The organism is Mesorhizobium sp. M2A.F.Ca.ET.046.03.2.1, assembly GCF_003952425.1.
In the GTDB taxonomy this organism is placed as follows: domain Bacteria; phylum Pseudomonadota; class Alphaproteobacteria; order Rhizobiales; family Rhizobiaceae; genus Mesorhizobium.
In genome coordinates, this window is sequence record NZ_CP034449.1 from 648,434 (window position 1) to 665,220 (window position 16,787).

Here is a 16,787-nt window from a genome sequence, read left to right on the forward strand (position 1 = left end):
CTACACTACAGGCCATCGCGCCAAAGCCTGACCGCTTCGGCGCGGCCTGGATGTCAGAGCAGAGGGTCGATGATGGCCGACATTTCCTCAATCGACATCGCCCCTTTGTAGGTCTTTCCGTTGATGAAGAAGGTCGGCGTCGAGTCGACCTTGAACTCGTCCGCTCCGCGTTTCTGGACTGCTCTCACATCGTCCAGAAGTTTCTGGTCCGTCAAGCAGGACTCAAAGGACTCCTGTGTAAAACCGGCGAGCTTGGAGATCTGCAGCAGCGCTTCCTTGGTGTTGTTGACGCCGACCCAGCTCGGCTGCTGCTTGAACAGCACGTCGACCATGGCGAAGTAATTGTCCTTGGAGCAGCGCGCCAGCATGAAGCCGGCCTCGGCGCTCGGGTCGAACGGGAATTCGCGCAGGATGTAACGCGCCTTGCCGGTGTCGATATACTTGGTCTTCAGCTCGGGGAAGGTGGTCATGGCGAAATGCGCGCAATGCGGGCAGGTCATCGAGGCGTATTCGACGATGGTGACCTTGGCGTCGTCCTTGCCGAGCTGCTTTTCGGGCAGCGCGCCGGGCTTGAGCAGTTCCGCCATGTCGACCGTGCCCTGTGCCTCCGGCACCTGGGCGGCCGCCGGAGTGGCGGCGGGCTTGGCAGGCGTCGACGGGTCGGCGGGCTTCACGTCGGCGGCCTTGGCCTCCTCGCCGGAGTCGCTGCATGCGGCAAGCAGCGCCACCGCAGGAACAGCGGCCAGCGCTGTCAGAAGGTTTCTGCGGGACAAGCTATTGCCAAACGGGGCACGGTTCATGCGAATCACCTGATATCGGTTGGATTTTGCAATGCAAGGGCTAGAAAAGGCGAGAGTTGGCGCGAATTAAGGCATCCCGATCCCCAATCCAATCGCGAAACTTGATCACGAGCATCACGAATGCGCGAGATTGGTGACGCATTCATGACGCTTCTTACGACCCTTTGGGCTTCCTTTCACCCAAAATTGTGGCGCCAAGCCGCTCCAGCGAAGCGCGCAGGCCGTCGTCCTCGATCTTGCCGACCAGATGCGAAAGCTTTGCCTTCTCGGCCTCGGTCAAGGGTCGCGGCGCGGGCTTCGGCCGCGCCTTTTGCGAAAGCACCGGTTTCTGCAGGATCTTGATGCGGCCGATAGCGTTGAAGCCCAGGAAGGCGTTGACGCGGTTGATGACCTCGCCGGCCTCGTGCTGCAGATGCAGAGCCGCCATGCCTTCGCAGGCGATGATCAGCGTCGCCGGCTCGAACGGGTCGTCCTCATGCAGCCGGCGCGGCCACTGGATTTTTTCCGGGCGCGAATGAGTGGCCAGGCGCGGCCCGGCGATTTCCTCCCAGGACTGCACCAGCCCGATCGAGATGCCGGCGCGCTTCTTCAGCACCGGGTCGAGGATCTCGGTGGCGAGATCGCTCACCGGAACGGGATTGCCGAAGGGCCTTTTCCCTGCCATGTGCGTTCTCCATTCCCCAATTCATCCGATCAATGGCACCGCTCGACCAGACCCGCAAGGCATCACAGAAAGCCGCGTCCGAAGACACGGGCATCGCGTCCCGCCTGCTTGCCTGGTACGACGCGCATCACCGCGACCTGCCCTGGCGCGTCACGCCGGTTGCGTTTGCGCGCGGCGTGAGGGCCGATCCTTATCGCGTGTGGATGTCCGAGGTGATGCTGCAGCAGACCACGGTCGAGGCGGTAAAGGCCTATTTCCGCAATTTCGTCGAGAAATGGCCGACGGTCGAGGCGCTGGCGGCGGCCCCCGCCGAAGACGTGATGAAAGCCTGGGCCGGGCTCGGCTACTATTCCAGGGCGCGCAATTTGAAGGCCTGCGCCGACCTCGTCGCGCTGCGCGGCGGCCGCTTTCCCGACACCGAGGCCGGCCTGCGCGAATTGCCGGGGATCGGCGCCTATACGGCGGCGGCGATCGCGGCGATCGCCTTCGACCGGCCGGCGGCAGTCGTCGACGGCAATGTCGAGCGGGTGATGACCCGGCTCTATTCGATCGAAGCCCCGCTCAGCGAAGCGAAACCCGAAATCCGCGCACTGGTCGAAAAGCTGGTGCCGCAGGCCAGGCCCGGCGATTTCGCCCAGGCGATGATGGATCTCGGCGCGACGACCTGCACGCCGAAGCGGCCGCGCTGCATGCTCTGCCCGGTCCGCGAGGATTGCAGCGCCATTCTCACGGGCGATCCCGAGCGTTTCCCGGTCCGCCTGCCGAAGGACGACAAGCCGCTGCGCAGGGGTGCTGCGTTCGTCGCCGAGCGCGCCGACGGCGCCATCCTTATGCGCAAACGGCCGGAGAAAGGCCTGCTCGGCGGCATGACCGAGGTGCCGACCACGGGCTGGACGGCGCGGATCGACGGCGCCACGACAGCCGGCGCCGCGCCCTTTCCCGCCGATTGGCGGCGCGCCGGGCAGATCGGCCATGTCTTCACCCATTTCGCGCTCGAGCTCGAAATCTTCCACGCCCGCGTCAACGGCGCCGCGCCATCCGGGCATTTCTGGTCGCTGGCCCACGAGATTTCCGGGGAGGCGCTGCCGACTGTCATGAAAAAGGCAATCGAAGCGGCCATACCGGGCGCGACCAAGAGACCGAAAGGCATGCAATGACCGAAATCCGCCATATCGTCTTCGACATCGGCAAGGTGCTGGTCCATTACGATCCGGACATTCCGTTCAGCCGCCTGATCCCCGATGCCGGGGAGCGGAAATGGTTCTTCGATAATGTCTGCACCAGCGCATGGAATCTCGAGCAGGATCGCGGCCGGACCTGGGAAGAAGCCGAGGCGCTGCTGATCGCCGAGCATCCCGACCATGCCGAGAACATCCGCAATTTCCGCCGCTACTGGCACGAGATGGCGCCGCACGCCTATGAAGACAGCGTCGCTTTGCTGGAAGGCCTGATCGAGGACGGCCACGACGTGACGCTGCTCACCAACTGGGCCTCGGACACGTTCCGCGAGGCCCGCGCCCGCTTTCCGTTCCTGGAAAAGCCGCGGGGCGTCACCGTCTCCGGGGATATTGGCCTGATCAAGCCCGACCGCGCCATCTACGACCATCACGTCGTGTCGTTCGAACTCGATCCGTCGGCCTCGCTATTCATCGACGACAGCCAGAAGAATGTCGACGGCGCCAAGGCCGCCGGCTGGCAGGCGCTGCTGTTCACCGACGCCCCGACGCTTAAAGCGGATCTTGAACGGCTCGGGATTGTGGCCTGAACTGAATCGCTTGCGGCGATCCGTTGAAGCGTCGTTTCAAGAGCGGACCGGCGGCTCAGGCCCCTGCCCGCTCCATGCCGAGCCGGGCGATGCGGCGCAGCTCGTCGATCGGGGTCAGGCCGCCGCTTCGCTCATAGTGCCAGAAGGTCCAGCCGTTGCAGGCGTCCAGCCCCTGCACCTCGGCGCCGATCTTGTGGATCGAGCCGGCGCTGTCGCCGATCGCCAGCGTGCCGTCGGCGCGCACTTTCGCCGCCCAGCGCTTCTTGGCGTCGTAGAGCGTGGCGCCGGGCGCGACAAGGCCGTTGTCGATCAGGCTGATGAAGGCGACGCGCGGTTCGGCGCGCTTGCCCGAAAGCACTGTCAAATCAGCGTTTTCCAGCGGGCGCACCGCGGCGATGCGCTCATTGGCTGCGTCGATATAGGCCTGCTCGCGCTCGATGCCGACGAAATGGCGACCGAGGCGCTTGGCGACCGCGCCGGTGGTGCCCGAGCCGAAGAAGGGATCGAGCACGACGTCGCCCGGCTTGGTCGAGGCCATCATGATGCGGGCAAGCAGCGCTTCCGGCTTCTGTGTCGGATGCAGCTTGTTGCCGTTCTCGTCCTTCAGGCGCTCGCCGCCGGTGCAGATCGGAAACAGCCAGTCGGAACGCATCTGCAGATCGTCGTTGGAGGCCTTCAGCGCTTCGTAATTGAAGGTGTAGCCCTTGGCCTTCTGGTCGCGCGAGGCCCAGATCATCGTCTCATGCGCGTTCTGGAAGCGGCGGCCGCGGAAATTCGGCATCGGATTGGTCTTGCGCCAGACGATGTCGTTGAGGATCCAGAAGCCGAGATCCTGCATGCGGGCGCCGACGCGAAAAATGTTGTGGTAGGAGCCTATGACCCAGATGGTGCCGCTGGGCTTCAGCACGCGGCGCGCCGCGAGCAGCCAGGCGCGGGTGAAGGCGTCATAGGCTTCAAAACTCTCGAACTGGTCCCAGTCATCGTCGACGGCGTCGACCTTGGACTGGTCGGGCCGGTGCAGGTCGCCGTCGAGCTGCAGATTGTAGGGCGGGTCGGCAAAGATGATGTCGACCGACTTTTCCGGCAGGCGGTCGAGGGCGGCGACACAATCGCCCTTGAGGATCGTGTCCAGCCATTCGGACTTAAGAGGGGCGTGGGAAAGCTCGTCGAGAAGACGCACGGCAGACATCAAAACACCCAAACAAACGCGTTACGGTTTACTGGCTGTTATGGTTACCGATCAGCGTAAACATTCGGTGAAGGCCCGACGCCTGACCCTCGGCGGTTTGCGCAGGCCGGCCCGTTGGTGTATGCCGCGCCGCTTAAGCCAGTCAGGCTCCTCCCCCAACGACCCAGATTGCCATGCCCCAGCCAGATCTTGTCATTTTCGATTGCGACGGCGTGCTCGTCGATTCCGAAATCATCGCCGCGCGCGTCGAGGCCGAGCTTCTGACATCGGCCGGCTTCGAGATTTCGGCTGTGGAGATTTCCGAGACCTATGCGGGGCTGACCTTCAAGGACATCATGCTGCGGCTCGAGGAGAAGTCGCACATTCCGTTCCAGGCCTCGCTGATCGACCGCGCCGAGGAGCTGGTCGACCGCAAGCTGCGCAGCGACGTGCGCATCATCGACGGCGCCCGGGAGGCGGTTGCGGCCGTCACGGCACCGCGCGCCGTCTGCTCCAACTCACGCACCGAGCGGGTCGAATTCATGCTGGAGAGGGTGCGGCTGCTGCCGTTCTTCGCCGGCCGTATCTTTTCGGGCCTGGACATACCCAGCAAGAAGACCAAGCCGGCGCCGGATGTGTTCCTCTACGCCGCAGAGAAGCTCGGCGCCAACCCGAAGAACACTTTCGTCATCGAGGACTCCGTGCACGGCATCGCCGGCGCCAGGGCGGCCGGCATGCGCGTGATCGGCTTCACCGGCGCCGGGCACAGCTATCCGGGCCACGCCGACGCGCTGACCGAGGCCGGCGCCGAAACGGTCATCCGGCGCTGGGCGGAGCTCAACAGCACGATTGCGGCGCTCTCGGAGTGGTCGGAAGACGCCTAAATCCGTTCCGATCCCAGCCCTGCTCAGTTCGTCGCCGGAGCGCGTTTCTTCCGCTTGCCTTTCGACTTGTCCGCTGGGGCGGCCGGCGTGTTTTCGTCAAAGCCCGCATAGGCCTGGTAATCCTTTGCGGAAGGCTCCGGCACCACGACATTGGTATCGGTGAAGACGAACTGGGTTGCGGCCGAAGGATCGGTGACCTGCACCTGGTACTGATGGAGCTGCGAATAAAGCACCTCGTCGCCACGCTGGACGGCGATGCGGATCGGCATCATGACGGTTCCGGGCGCGAACATCGGGCCCGGCACGACCTTGCCCGCGACCGCGATCTTCATCGACAGCTGGCCGTTGGCATGGGTGCAATCGCGCGTCATGTCCGCGATCGAGGCCTGGTAGATGATCTTGGACGGATCGTGAGCGGGATCGACCGGCTGGCCGTTGGGGACGGTCTGGGCTGCGGCGGCCGCCACCTCGGCTTCAGCGTCGGCCGCGGCGTCAACCTTCTTTTTCTTCGGCTTCGCCGCCGTGCCCTTGGCATAGGTGTTGAAGAAGGCTGTCCCGTCGCGCAGCGTCACTTTCGGGCAATAGGCCTGCAACTGGCTGGCGAGTATCTTGGGGTCCTGCGGCGGTATCGGAGCTGTCGGATCGGGTTTCTTGCCGATGCCGAGGTTCAATATGCCATTGTCGCTCGATTGGCAGCCGGCGGCGGCAAGCATAAAGCCGGCGAGCGCCAGACCCGCGACAAAGCGACGGTTGACCGAAAAAAACGCCATGAAACTGCACTTCCCTCTCACAAAGCCGGTGACGTATAGCAACGGCGCGGCAAAAATGCGACTGAGCCGGCTCGGAAAATTAACCAATTGCCGTGGATGACGCGACCGGCAGCAATGGGCCTTTTACGATGCAATATGTGAGTACCCGCGGCGATGCGCCCGCGCTTGGATTTTCAGACGCGGTGCTGGCCGGGCTGGCGCGCGACGGCGGGCTTTACCTGCCGCGCGAATGGCCGCGGTTTTCGCCCGCCGACATCCGCGCCATGCGCGGGCTTGCCTATCCGGACCTTGCCATCCGCGTGCTGACGCCCTTCCTCGGCGGCGAGATCCCGGCGCCCGTCTTCGAGCGGCTGGTGCGCGAGGCCTATGCCACTTTCCGGCATGAGGCCGTGTGCCCGCTGGTGCAGACCGGCAAGAACATCTTCATCCTCGAGCTGTTCCACGGCCCGACGCTGGCCTTCAAGGACGTGGCGATGCAGTTGCTGGCGCGGCTGATGGATCACGTGCTTGCCGACCGCGGCCAGCGCGCCACCATCGTCGGCGCGACTTCGGGGGACACCGGGGGTGCCGCGATCGACGCCTTCGCCGGCCGCGACCGCACCGACATCTTCATCCTTTTCCCGCATGGCAAGGTTTCGCCGGTGCAGCAGCGGCAGATGACGACGTCAAGCGCTGCCAACGTCCACGCGCTGTCGGTCGAAGGCAATTTCGACGACTGCCAGGGCCTGGTGAAGGACATGTTCAACGACCACGTTTTCCGCGACAGGGTGTCGCTATCGGGCGTCAATTCGATCAACTGGGCCCGCATCATGGCTCAGATCGTCTATTATTTCTCGTCCGCTCTGTCGCTCGGCGCGCCAGACCGGCCGGTTTCCTTCACCGTCCCGACCGGCAATTTCGGTGATATTTTCGCGGGTTACGCCGCCAAGCGCATGGGCCTGCCGATCGAGCGGCTGATCATCGCCACCAACGACAACGACATCCTGGCGCGCACGCTGGCGAGCGGCGAATACCGGACCAGGGGCGTGTTCGCCACGACCTCGCCGTCGATGGACATCCAGGTGTCGTCGAATTTCGAGCGCCTGCTTTTCGAGGCGGCTGGCCGCGACGCCGAAACGGTGCGCCGCTACATGAACGGGCTGAAGCAGTCCGGCGCCTTCACCATTGAGGAAGGCGAACTTGAGCGCATCCGCGCCGAGTTCGACGCCGGCCGCGCCACGGTGGACGAGGTCGCGGCCACCATCCGCGCGACGCTCGAGAAAAGCAACTACCTGCTCGATCCGCACACGGCCGCCGCCGTTCATGTCGCCGCGTCCCACGCTTCCGGTCCGGTGCCCATGGTGGTGCTCGGCACCGCGCATCCGGCGAAATTCCCGGCCGCGGTCGAGGCAGCGAGCGGCGTCACCCCTGCCCTGCCCGCATGGCTAGGCGGCTTGATGACAGCCGACGAAAAATACACGATACTTCCATCCGACTTGAAAATGGTGGAAGATTACGTGAACCGCCACTCGCGGGCGGCGCGTTAGGGAGTACTTGCCATATGGGTGTTGAGGTAAGCCGTCTGTCGAACGGCCTGACAGTCGCCACCGAAACCCTTCCAAGCATCGAATCGGTTGCCCTAGGGGCCTGGGTGAAGTCCGGCGCCCGCAACGAGCGCGACGAAGAGCATGGCATGGCCCATCTGCTCGAGCACATGGCGTTCAAGGGTACGAAGCGCCGCAGCGCTTTCCAGATCGCCTCGGAAATCGAGAATGTCGGCGGCGAGATCAACGCCGCCACCAGCGTCGAGACGACCTCCTATTATGCCAGGGTGCTTTCCGACGACGTGCCGCTGGCGGTCGACATCTTGGCCGACATCCTGCAGGAATCCGAATTCGATCCCGACGAGCTGGAGCGCGAGCAGCATGTGATCCTGCAGGAGATCGGCGCCGCCCACGACACGCCCGACGACATCGTCTTCGACCGTTTCACCGAAACCGCCTTCCGGCATCAGACCATCGGCCGCTCGATCCTGGGCACGCCGGAGACGGTCAAGTCCTTCACTTCCGGACAGTTGCACGACTTCATCGAGCGGCAATACGATGCCGAGCGCATGGTCCTCGTGGCGGCCGGCGACATCAAGCACGACAATTTCGTGCGTGAGGTGGAGAAGAAGCTCGGCGGCTTCCGCGCCAAGGCGGCGGGCAATATCCCGCAATACGCGCAATATGTCGGCGGCGACTTCCGCGAGGACCGCGACCTGATGGATGCGCAGATCGTGCTCGGCTTCGAGGGCCGCGCCTATCATGTGCGCGACTTCTACGCCTCGCAGGTGCTGTCGATGATCCTGGGCGGTGGCATGTCGTCCAGGCTGTTCCAGGAAGTGCGCGAGAAGCGCGGCCTCTGCTACTCGGTCTATGCCTTCCACTGGGGTTTTTCCGACACCGGCATCTTCGGCGTGCACGCCGCCACCGGGCAGAGCGACATCGCCAAGCTGGTGCCGGTGATCATCGACGAATTGCAGAAGGCCGGCCAGAGCATCCAGCAGGAAGAGCTCGACCGGGCGCGCGCGCAATATCGCGCCGGCCTCATCATGTCGGCCGAAAGCCCGGCCAGCCGCGCATCTCAGATCGCCAGGCAGATGCTCCTGTTCGGCCGGCCGATCGCCAAGGAGGAATTGATGGAGCGGCTTTCGGCGCTGACCGTCGAGCGGCTGACCGACCTCTCCTCGCGGCTGTTCTCGACCAAGCCGACGCTGACTGCGGTCGGCCCCGTGGGCACGCTTGCGCCCTACGAGGCGATCCTCGAATCGCTTGCGGGTCCGCAGACGACGGCCCGCAGGCTCGCCGTCTAGCTCCGTTCCAGAGCCGTGTTCGCGCTCCCTTTCTTTCGCCGCGACCTGCCGGCACTGAAGGGCGAAAAGGTCACGCTGCGCGTGCCGCTGACCAATGACTATCGCGAATGGTCGACGGTGCGCGGCGAAAGCCGCGCCTTCCTCGAGCCCTGGGAGCCGCGCTGGCAGCCGGACGAGCTCGACCGCACCGCCTGGCGGCTGCGCATCAGCCGGTACCGCGAGGATTACGCGCAGGGCACGGCCATCGCTTTCTTCATCTTCGAGAAATCGAGCGGCAAGCTTGCCGGCGGCATCACGCTCGGCAACATCCGCCACGGCGTCGCGCAGAGCGGCCATATCGGCTACTGGATCGGCGAACGCTTCGGCAGCCGCGGCCTGATGACCGAGGCGGTCAAGCTGGTGTCGCGCTTCGCCTTCGATACGCTGAGGTTGCACCGGATCGAGGCTGCCTGTATTCCCGAAAACGCCCGGTCGATCCGCGTGCTTGAAAAAGCCGGATTCCGGCGCGAAGGACTTCTCCGATCCTATCTCAGGATCAACGGCATCTGGCAGGATCACTACCTCTACGCCCGGATCGCGGACGATCCGCCGGGTGATGGAACGAAGGGCTGAATGTGACGAATTTTTCGCGATTAGCGTCGCTGTTCGCCCTTATCCTGGCGGTCGTCGTCACGTTTTTTGCGGCCATGCCGGCTTTCGCCGTCGAGCCCATCAAGATTGCGCGCGACGACAAGGCGCTCGACCTTTCCGGCGCCGTGCAAATCTACCGAAACCAGGGCGAGAACTTCCAGGTCTCGACCGCGCCAGGCCCTGACGGCATCGTGCGGCGCATCGAGGTGGAGGCCAATGACGCGCGCTCCAGCGGCGACTGGGCCGTCTTCGCGCTGGCCAACACCACCGACCAGCAGCTCGACCGGCTGATCGTCGCGCCGCATTTCCGCCTGGTGAACTCCGGCATCTTCTGGCCCGACCTCGGCTCGACGCGCATCGCCGCGATCACGCCCAGCGAGGGCTTCGCGCTCGACCGCCAGACAAGCCCCGACGCCGACGTGTTCCGCGTGACGCTGAACCCTGGAACGGTGGTGACCTTCATCGCCGAGCTCGCCTCGCCGAAACTGCCGCAGGTCTATCTCTGGGAGCCGGATTCCTACAAGGACTCGGTCAATTCCTACACGCTGTTCCGCGGCATCGTCATCGGCATCTCAGGCCTTCTGGCGCTGTTCCTGACCATCCTGTTCGTGGTTAAAGGAACCTCGATGTTTCCGGCAACGGCAGCGCTCGCCTGGGCGGTGCTGGCCTATATCTGCGTCGACTTCGGCTTCCTCAACAAGATCATCGAAATATCGCCCGGCAACGAGCAGATATGGCGAGCCGGCACGGAGGTGGCGCTTGCCGGAACCTTCGTGGTGTTCCTGTTCGCCTATCTCAACCTCAACCGGTGGCACGGCCATTTCAGTTACGGAGCGCTGGTCTGGATCCTTGGGCTGCTCTTGATCGCGGGCGTCGCCATCGTCGATCCCGCGGTCGCCGCCGGCATCGCCCGCATCTCCTTCGCCGCCACCGCGCTCACCGGCATTGGCCTGATCATCTTCCTCGGCATCCGCGGCTACGACCGAGCGATCATGCTTGTGCCGAGCTGGGTGATGGTGCTGCTCTGGCTATGCGGGTCGTGGATGGCCACCACCGGCATGCTGGACAACGACATCGCTCAGCCGGCGCTGGGCGGCGGGCTGATCCTGATCATCCTTTTGATCGGCTTCACCGTCATGCAGCACGCCTTTGCCGGCGGCGCGCTGCACCAGGGCCTGTTCTCCGATCTCGAACGCCAGGCGTTGGCGGTGGCCGGCTCGGGCGACATCGTCTGGGACTGGGACGTGCTGCGCGACCGCGTGGTGACCAAGCCGGACATCAGCCTGCAGCTCGGCCTAGCGCCGAACAGCCTTGGGGGTGCCGCCCGCAACTGGCTGCCGGTGCTGCACGCCGACGACCGCGACACATTCCGCACCACGCTCGACGTGGTGCTGGAGCACCGCCGCGGCAAGGTGGCGCAGAATTTCCGCCTGCGCGGCGCCGACGGCCACTACCACTGGTTCTCGCTGCGCGCGCGCCCGGTGATCGGCTCCGACGGCGAAGTGATCCGCTGCGTCGGCACCATGGTCGACGTCACCGAGCAGAAGAAATCCGAGGAAAGGCTGCTGCACGACGCCGTGCACGACAACCTCACCGGCCTGCCGAACCGCGAATTGTTCATGAACCGGCTGGAGGCGATCATCTCGATCGCCCGCACCGAGGACAAGGTGCGCCCGACGGTCTTCATCATCGACATCGACCGCTTCAAGCAGGTCAATGACGGCCTTGGCATTTCCGCCGGCGACACCATTCTGCTCACCGTCGCGCGCCGGCTGCACCGGCTGTTGAAGCCGAAGGATTCGCTGTCGCGCTTTGCCGGTGACCAGTTCGCGCTGATGCTGCTTTCCGAGCAGGACCCTGCCCGCATCGCGGCCATGGCCGACGCCATCAAGCACGCGATCAACAACCCGATCACCTTCGCCAAGCGCGAGATCGTGCTCACCGCCTCGATCGGCCTGATCACCTGGACGACGGCGCAGACTTCCGCCGAGGACATGGTCAAGGACGCCGAGCTTGCCATGCACCAGGCCAAGCGTTTCGGCGGCGACAGGATCGAGCCGTTCCGGCCTGCCTTCCGCACCGTCGGCACCGATCGCCTGCAGTTCGAATCCGACCTTCGCCGCGCCATCGAGCGGCGCGAGTTCACGCTTGCCTACCAGCCGATCGTGCGGCTGGAGGACGGCAGCGTCGCCGGCTTTGAGGCGCTGCTGCGGTGGGACCACCCGCGCCGCGGCATGATCCCGCCGGGGGATTTCATCCCGGTGGCCGAGAATTGCGGGCTGATCGTGCAGCTCGGCCTGTTCGCCATGCAGCAGGCGGCCGAGGACCTCGCGGGCTGGCAGAAGCAGATCGGCGACGCGCCGCTGTCGGTTTCGGTCAACCTGTCGAGCCGCCAGCTCATCCGCCGCGACCTGGTGAGCGATGTCCGCTCTGTCATCGCGCGGGCCAATCTGAAGCCGCGCTGCTTCCGGCTCGAACTCACCGAATCCCTGGTGATGGACAATCCCGAGCAGACCGCGCATGTGCTGACTAAGCTGAAGCAGCTCGGCATCGGACTGTCGCTCGACGATTTCGGCACCGGCTATTCCTCGCTCTCCTACCTGACGCGCTTCCCCTTCGATACGATCAAGATCGACAAGAGTTTTGTTGACGACGCGACGCCCAAGCGCGCCGTGCTGCTCAAATCCATGGTCAACATGGCGCATGAGCTGGGGCTGTCGGTCGTGGCCGAAGGCATCTCGGACGAAAGCGACGCGCTGGAACTGCGCCAGATGGGCTGCGAATATGTCCAGAGCTTCATGTTCGGCGCGCCGATGCCCGGCGACCAGGTGCTGAAGACGCTGAGGGAACAGTATCCGCTGACCCAGGCTTAATTGGGCACCGTGATGCGGCCTGCCGTTCCGGTGGAGTAGCAAGGCCCTCTGCGACTGGCCGTGACATCCATCACATCGTCATCCTCGGGCTTGACCCGAGGATCCATTCCGTGACGTTAAAGCGTTGAAAACGTATCAGAATTCTGCATCGCTGCACTCTACGGTCGGCGTAACGGCATGGATCCTAGGGTCTGCGCGCGTCGCTTCCTCCTTGCTCCGCCCTAGGATGACGACCACAACGGGCGGCTCGGCCAACCTCGAAGGTTTGCGATGATCCGATGCAAACGGTTCCGACCGACGTCGCGAGCGTCACGCGTGCCCGGCGGCGGCGCTCAGATGGGCGAGGTCGATTCCGATCGAGGCCAGGATACGGTCGTATTTGCGCTCGATATCGGCATCGAACAGAAGCTCCTGCGTCGCCGGACAGGTGAGCCAGCCATTCTCGGCGATCTCGGTTTCGAGCTGGCCGGCGCCCCAGCCGGCATATCCGAGCGCCATCAGCGCATGTCGGGGGCCGCGCCCAGTGGAGATGGCGCGCAGGATGTCGACGGTCGCGGTCAAACAGATATCGTCGGAAACGTTGAGCGAGGATTCCACGCGATAGTCGCCGGAGTGAAGCACGAAGCCGCGGCTGCGGTCGACCGGCCCGCCATTGCGCACGACGAAATCGCGCGTATGCGCCGGCAGTCGGATCGCTTCCTGCTCGTTCATGATGCCGAGCTGCACCAGCAGATCCGGAAACAGCATCTGCTGCGTCTGGTTGATGATCAGCCCCATCGCGCCCTCGTCGCTGTGGGCGCAGATATAGATGACGGAGCGCGCGAAACGGTCGTCCTTCATGCCGGGCATGGCAATCAGGAACTGGTCGTCTAGGAAGCCGCGTCCGGCGGCCGCCTTCTTGTGGCGCAGCAAGTCCATGGGTTGAGCGTAACGCGTTTCGGCTGCGCCGAAAAGATGGTGTCAGTCCCCGATGTCACGCAAATATGATACCGGAGGAGCGACGAGGCCATTGCGCGGCCAAGAACGGACGGTCAAATCACCGCCATGCGATACATGAAGATATTGGTTCTCGGGATCGTTTTCGGATGGGCTACGGGCCTCCCGGCCGAGGCCTCTTCCTCGATCTGGTACAATTCGGAGGGCGGCAAGGTCCGGCTGGTGACCACCGGCAAGCCCGACGAGGCCGGCAAGATCCGCGGCGTGCTCGACATCGCGCTGAAGCCGGGCTGGAAGACCTATTGGCGGGATCCCGGCGATGCCGGCGTGCCGCCGCAGCTCGACATATCGGGCAGCACCAACATCGCCGACGCGCAATTGTCGTTCCCGCCGCCGCAGCGGCATGACGACGGCTACGGAAAATGGGCCGGCTATGATCGTCCGGTGTCGCTGCCTGTGACCTTCACGGTGTCTTCGCCCGGCCAACCTGCGACGATTGACGCTCATGTCTTCCTCGGCATCTGCGAGACGATCTGCATTCCGGTGCAGACCCGGCTCAGCGTCGACCCCGGCTCCGATCCCGACAATGCGACCGACGCCGCGCTGGTAAAAACCGCGCTTGCGACGCTGCCTTCCCCGGCCCGGTCCGATTTCGGCATCAACGTGCTGCCCGGCGACCACGAAACCCTTGTCGTCCAGGCGCAGTCGCCCGGGGATCCGGAATCGGTCGACTTCTTCATCGCCGGCGAGCGCGACTACATGTTCGGCGCGCCGGTGCGCAGCCAGAAGGACGGCAAGCTCGTCTTCACCGTGCCGATCCTCGACCGGCCGTCGGCGACGCCGAGCGATGGCGGGCTGTATTACACGCTGACCAGCGCCGAGGGTTCGGTCGACGGGTTGCTGCCTTTCCCTTGATCCAGCATTAGCGCAACGGTTGCGGGAAACTGTCCGGTCCGATATCGAAAGCATCAATCTTCCCCATCTCGCAAGCGAGGAACCCATGACCATTTCGGTTGGCGAAAAACTGCCGCATCGAACTTCAAGGTGATGACCGCCGACGGCGCCAAGCCGATCACCGGCGACGAGATCTTCGCCGGCAAGAAGGTGGTGCTGTTCGGCGTCCCCGGCGCCTTCACGCCGACCTGCAGCAACAACCACCTGCCCGGCTATCTCGAGAACCATGACGCCATCCTCGCGCGCGGCGTCGACACGATCGCCGTGGTTTCGGTCAACGACGTCCACGTCATGGGCGCCTGGGCGCACTTCACCGGCGGGGAAGGCAAGATCCTCTACCTCGCCGACGGCAGCGGCGATTTCGCCAAGTCGGTCGGCCTCGACAACGATCTTTCCGCGGCCGGCATGGGCCTGCGCTCGAAGCGCTTCTCGATGATCGTCGACGACGGCAAGGTCACCGCGCTCAATGTCGAAACCAAGCCGGGCGTCGACGAGAGCGGCGCGGCTCATATCCTCGGGCAGCTCTAATGCTCGACATCGCCTGGCGCGCGGTCGCGATCGGCATCGGCGCCACGGTGTTCATGGATATCTGGGCGATCATCCTCAACAAGGCGGTCGGCCAGCCCTTGCCCAATTGGGGCATGGTCGGACGCTGGGTCCGGCATCTGCCCGAAAAGGTCTTTCACGACGATATCGGCAAGGCCGCGCCCTATGCGCATGAAAAGGCGCTAGGCTGGGTCTTCCACTACCTCGTCGGCATGCTCTACGGCGTAATCCTGGTCGTGCTCGCCGGCGCGGGCTGGCTGGCCGCGCCGACCTTCCTGCCCGCCTTCATCCTCGGCATCGTCACGGTCGGCGCCGGATGGTTCCTGCTGGCGCCGGGCATGGGCGCCGGTTGGGCGGCATCAAAACTTCCCAATCCGACGAAGGTGCGCGCGCTGAACCTCGTGGCGCATACGGTGTTCGCGCTCGGCATGTTCTCGACGGCGCTTCTGATCCGTTAGCTGTAGAAGTCTCGCGTCAGTAGCTCTGCGTAGAGCGCCGGGGTGCGCGTTTGCCGGTTGGAGCGGCTTTCTGTGGCGCTGCCGCAACCGGCGCAGGCCGTGCCAGCTTCGGCTTGAACGGCGCCATGCCTTGCCGGGCCAGTTCGTCGGCGCGTTCGTTCTCCGGGTGGCCGGCATGGCCCTTCACCCAGTTCCAGGTGACCTTGTGGCGCCGGTTGGCCTCGTCGAGCGCCTGCCAGAGCTCGCCATTCTTGACCGGCTTCCTCTCGCCGGTCTTCCAGCCGTTCTTCTTCCAGCCATGGATCCACTTGGAGATGCCGTCCATGACGTATTTGCTGTCGGTGTAGAGGTCGACCGTGCAAGGTTCCTTCAGCGCATTGAGCGCGGTGATGGCGGCCAGCAACTCCATGCGGTTGTTGGTGGTCTCGGCCTCGCCACCGGACAGTTCCTTGGTGACGCCGTTGTAGCGCAGTACGGCGCCCCAGCCGCCCGGCCCGGGATTGCCCGAGCAGGCGCCGTCGGTGAAGATCTCGATCTTTTTGTTCATGTCAGCCCGTATTCGGATGGCGACCTGATCGCGCGGTGGAAGCGCATGCGGCGGATATATTCGGTCGGGTCGCGCTTCATCACCAGTCCGCCATCCGGGATGGTCAGCCAGTCATAGAGGCGGGTCAGCATGAAGCGCAGCGCCGAGCCGCGCGCCAAGATCGGCATAGCCGCCTTCTCGTCGTTTCCAAGCGGCCGCACCGACTGGTAGCCGGCGAGCAGCGCTGTCCCCTTGGTCAGGTTGAAGGAAAAATCCTTCTCGAAGCACCAGGCGTTGAGGCAGGTGGCGACATCGTAGGCGTAGAGATCGTCGCAGGCGAAATAGAAGTCGATCAGCCCGGACAGCTTCTCGCCGAGGAAGAAGACATTGTCCGGGAACAGGTCGGCGTGGATGATGCCTTGCGGCAGGTCGTTCGGCCAGTTGCGTTCGAAATCGGCGAAGTCGGCATCGACTTCGGCGGCGAGGCCCGGCTCGACCTCGTCGGCCCGCTCGCGCGAGGCCGCCCAGAGCTTGCGCCAGCCATCGATCGCCAGCGCGTTCGGCCTTCTCATCTGGAAATCCTGGCCGGCAATATGGAGGCTGGCGAGCGCCTTGCCCACTTCCGCGCAATGCGCGGCGGTCGGGCGCCTGAGCGACAGGCCTTCGAGGAAGGTGATGATGACGGCCGGACGGCCGGCGAGCGTGCCGATGACGGTGCCGTCATGCGCCGTGACCGGCAGCGGGCAGGAAATGCCCTTCCTGGCGAGATGGCCCATCAGGCCGAGGAAGAACGGCAGATCGGCCTTGTCGACGCGCTTCTCGTAAAGCGTCAGGATGTAGGAGCCGGTGGAGGCGTGGACCAGGAAATTGGAATTCTCGGTGCCCTCGGCGATGCCCTTGTAGGAGAGCAGTTCCCCCACCGGATAGGCTTTGAGGAATGCGGTCAATTCGCCTTCGCTGACGTCGGTGTAGACGGCCAT

The 16,787-nt window shown here is 64.5% G+C and carries 16 protein-coding genes and 1 pseudogene; 10 read left to right on the forward strand and 7 right to left on the reverse strand.

The annotated features are described in order from the left end of the window. Positions 1-53: 53 nt before the first annotated feature. A complete protein-coding gene (locus tag EJ072_RS03215; protein ID WP_042641803.1) occupies positions 54-800 on the reverse strand; it encodes a DsbA family protein in 747 nt (248 codons plus the stop codon). Positions 801-954: 154 nt separating this feature from the next. Next, positions 955-1,464, reverse strand: a complete 510-nt coding sequence (locus EJ072_RS03220; protein ID WP_126078545.1) for a DUF721 domain-containing protein — start codon at positions 1,462-1,464, stop codon at positions 955-957. Positions 1,465-1,496: 32 nt separating this feature from the next. Here EJ072_RS03220 and mutY point away from each other — a divergent pair, with 32 nt between their 5' ends. Beyond that, positions 1,497-2,621, forward strand: coding sequence for an A/G-specific adenine glycosylase (gene mutY / locus EJ072_RS03225; protein ID WP_126078546.1), 1,125 nt, complete (start codon positions 1,497-1,499; stop codon positions 2,619-2,621). Next, positions 2,618-3,229, forward strand: coding sequence for an HAD family phosphatase (locus EJ072_RS03230; protein ID WP_126078547.1), 612 nt, complete (start codon positions 2,618-2,620; stop codon positions 3,227-3,229). Before mutY ends, EJ072_RS03230 begins: the two co-directional genes overlap by 4 nt. 55 nt (positions 3,230-3,284) lie before the next feature. On the opposite strand, the gene EJ072_RS03235 is transcribed toward EJ072_RS03230, so the two are convergent. Further along, entirely contained in the window at positions 3,285-4,418 is a 1,134-nt protein-coding gene (locus EJ072_RS03235) for a site-specific DNA-methyltransferase (RefSeq protein WP_126062194.1), read from the reverse strand. Positions 4,419-4,591: 173 nt separating this feature from the next. Here EJ072_RS03235 and EJ072_RS03240 point away from each other — a divergent pair, with 173 nt between their 5' ends. Next, on the forward strand, positions 4,592-5,281 hold the full coding sequence (locus tag EJ072_RS03240; RefSeq protein ID WP_126078548.1) for an HAD family phosphatase: 690 nt from the start codon (positions 4,592-4,594) through the stop codon (positions 5,279-5,281). A gap of 23 nt (positions 5,282-5,304) precedes the next feature. Here EJ072_RS03240 and EJ072_RS03245 read toward each other — a convergent pair whose 3' ends face one another. Continuing rightward, positions 5,305-6,051, reverse strand: coding sequence for a hypothetical protein (locus EJ072_RS03245; protein ID WP_126078549.1), 747 nt, complete (start codon positions 6,049-6,051; stop codon positions 5,305-5,307). Positions 6,052-6,179: 128 nt separating this feature from the next. Between EJ072_RS03245 and thrC the strand changes: the two genes are divergently transcribed. From thrC to EJ072_RS03265, 4 genes are read left to right on the forward strand one after another with little or no spacing between them, the layout of a single operon-like run. Beyond that, on the forward strand, positions 6,180-7,577 hold the full coding sequence (thrC, locus tag EJ072_RS03250) for a threonine synthase (protein WP_126078550.1): 1,398 nt from the start codon (positions 6,180-6,182) through the stop codon (positions 7,575-7,577). A gap of 14 nt (positions 7,578-7,591) precedes the next feature. Beyond that, the gene (locus tag EJ072_RS03255) at positions 7,592-8,884 is read left to right on the forward strand and encodes a pitrilysin family protein (protein ID WP_126062200.1); all 1,293 of its coding nucleotides are present in this window, start codon (positions 7,592-7,594) and stop codon (positions 8,882-8,884) included. Between the two features lie 15 nt (positions 8,885-8,899). Then, positions 8,900-9,496, forward strand: a complete 597-nt coding sequence (locus EJ072_RS03260; protein WP_042641788.1) for a GNAT family protein — start codon at positions 8,900-8,902, stop codon at positions 9,494-9,496. A gap of 2 nt (positions 9,497-9,498) precedes the next feature. Further along, positions 9,499-12,387, forward strand: coding sequence for an EAL domain-containing protein (locus tag EJ072_RS03265; RefSeq protein WP_126078551.1), 2,889 nt, complete (start codon positions 9,499-9,501; stop codon positions 12,385-12,387). Positions 12,388-12,696: 309 nt separating this feature from the next. Here EJ072_RS03265 and EJ072_RS03270 read toward each other — a convergent pair whose 3' ends face one another. Continuing rightward, entirely contained in the window at positions 12,697-13,305 is a 609-nt protein-coding gene (locus tag EJ072_RS03270) for a YqgE/AlgH family protein (protein ID WP_126062202.1), read from the reverse strand. Positions 13,306-13,431: 126 nt separating this feature from the next. On the opposite strand from EJ072_RS03270, the gene EJ072_RS03275 reads away from it, so the two are divergent. The 3 genes and pseudogenes from EJ072_RS03275 (at position 13,432) to EJ072_RS03285 (ending at position 15,281) form a co-directional block, all read left to right on the forward strand. Continuing rightward, positions 13,432-14,238: a protein-disulfide reductase DsbD domain-containing protein gene (locus tag EJ072_RS03275; protein ID WP_126078552.1), complete on the forward strand. Its 807-nt coding sequence runs from the start codon at positions 13,432-13,434 to the stop codon at positions 14,236-14,238. 85 nt (positions 14,239-14,323) lie between these two features. After that, positions 14,324-14,805, forward strand: a pseudogene (locus EJ072_RS03280) (peroxiredoxin). Next, positions 14,805-15,281 carry a DUF2938 domain-containing protein gene (locus EJ072_RS03285; RefSeq protein WP_126078553.1) on the forward strand — a complete coding sequence of 159 codons (477 nt, stop codon included), beginning with the start codon at positions 14,805-14,807 and terminating at the stop codon, positions 15,279-15,281. Before EJ072_RS03280 ends, EJ072_RS03285 begins: the two are co-directional and overlap by 1 nt. 16 nt (positions 15,282-15,297) lie before the next feature. On the opposite strand, the gene rnhA is transcribed toward EJ072_RS03285, so the two are convergent. Continuing rightward, positions 15,298-15,828 carry a ribonuclease HI gene (gene rnhA / locus EJ072_RS03290; protein ID WP_126078554.1) on the reverse strand — a complete coding sequence of 177 codons (531 nt, stop codon included), beginning with the start codon at positions 15,826-15,828 and terminating at the stop codon, positions 15,298-15,300. Beyond that, complete coding sequence (locus EJ072_RS03295; protein WP_126078555.1) at positions 15,825-16,787, reverse strand: homoserine kinase; 963 nt, start codon at positions 16,785-16,787, stop codon at positions 15,825-15,827. Before EJ072_RS03295 ends, rnhA begins: the two co-directional genes overlap by 4 nt.

Excerpts from the sequence above, each read along its gene's own strand:
- EJ072_RS03215 (WP_042641803.1), bottom strand. The coding sequence starts at position 800 with ATGAACCGTGCCCCGTTTGGCAATAGCTTGTCCCGCAGAAACCTTCTG.
- EJ072_RS03220 (WP_126078545.1), bottom strand. The coding sequence starts at position 1,464 with ATGGCAGGGAAAAGGCCCTTCGGCAATCCCGTTCCGGTGAGCGATCTC.
- mutY (WP_126078546.1), top strand. The coding sequence starts at position 1,497 with ATGGCACCGCTCGACCAGACCCGCAAGGCATCACAGAAAGCCGCGTCC.
- EJ072_RS03230 (WP_126078547.1), top strand. The coding sequence starts at position 2,618 with ATGACCGAAATCCGCCATATCGTCTTCGACATCGGCAAGGTGCTGGTC.
- EJ072_RS03235 (WP_126062194.1), bottom strand. The coding sequence starts at position 4,418 with ATGTCTGCCGTGCGTCTTCTCGACGAGCTTTCCCACGCCCCTCTTAAG.
- EJ072_RS03240 (WP_126078548.1), top strand. The coding sequence starts at position 4,592 with ATGCCCCAGCCAGATCTTGTCATTTTCGATTGCGACGGCGTGCTCGTC.
- EJ072_RS03245 (WP_126078549.1), bottom strand. The coding sequence starts at position 6,051 with ATGGCGTTTTTTTCGGTCAACCGTCGCTTTGTCGCGGGTCTGGCGCTC.
- thrC (WP_126078550.1), top strand. The coding sequence starts at position 6,180 with ATGCAATATGTGAGTACCCGCGGCGATGCGCCCGCGCTTGGATTTTCA.
- EJ072_RS03255 (WP_126062200.1), top strand. The coding sequence starts at position 7,592 with ATGGGTGTTGAGGTAAGCCGTCTGTCGAACGGCCTGACAGTCGCCACC.
- EJ072_RS03270 (WP_126062202.1), bottom strand. The coding sequence starts at position 13,305 with ATGGACTTGCTGCGCCACAAGAAGGCGGCCGCCGGACGCGGCTTCCTA.
- EJ072_RS03275 (WP_126078552.1), top strand. The coding sequence starts at position 13,432 with ATGCGATACATGAAGATATTGGTTCTCGGGATCGTTTTCGGATGGGCT.
- EJ072_RS03285 (WP_126078553.1), top strand. The coding sequence starts at position 14,805 with ATGCTCGACATCGCCTGGCGCGCGGTCGCGATCGGCATCGGCGCCACG.
- rnhA (WP_126078554.1), bottom strand. The coding sequence starts at position 15,828 with ATGAACAAAAAGATCGAGATCTTCACCGACGGCGCCTGCTCGGGCAAT.
- EJ072_RS03295 (WP_126078555.1), bottom strand. The coding sequence starts at position 16,787 with ATGGCCGTCTACACCGACGTCAGCGAAGGCGAATTGACCGCATTCCTC.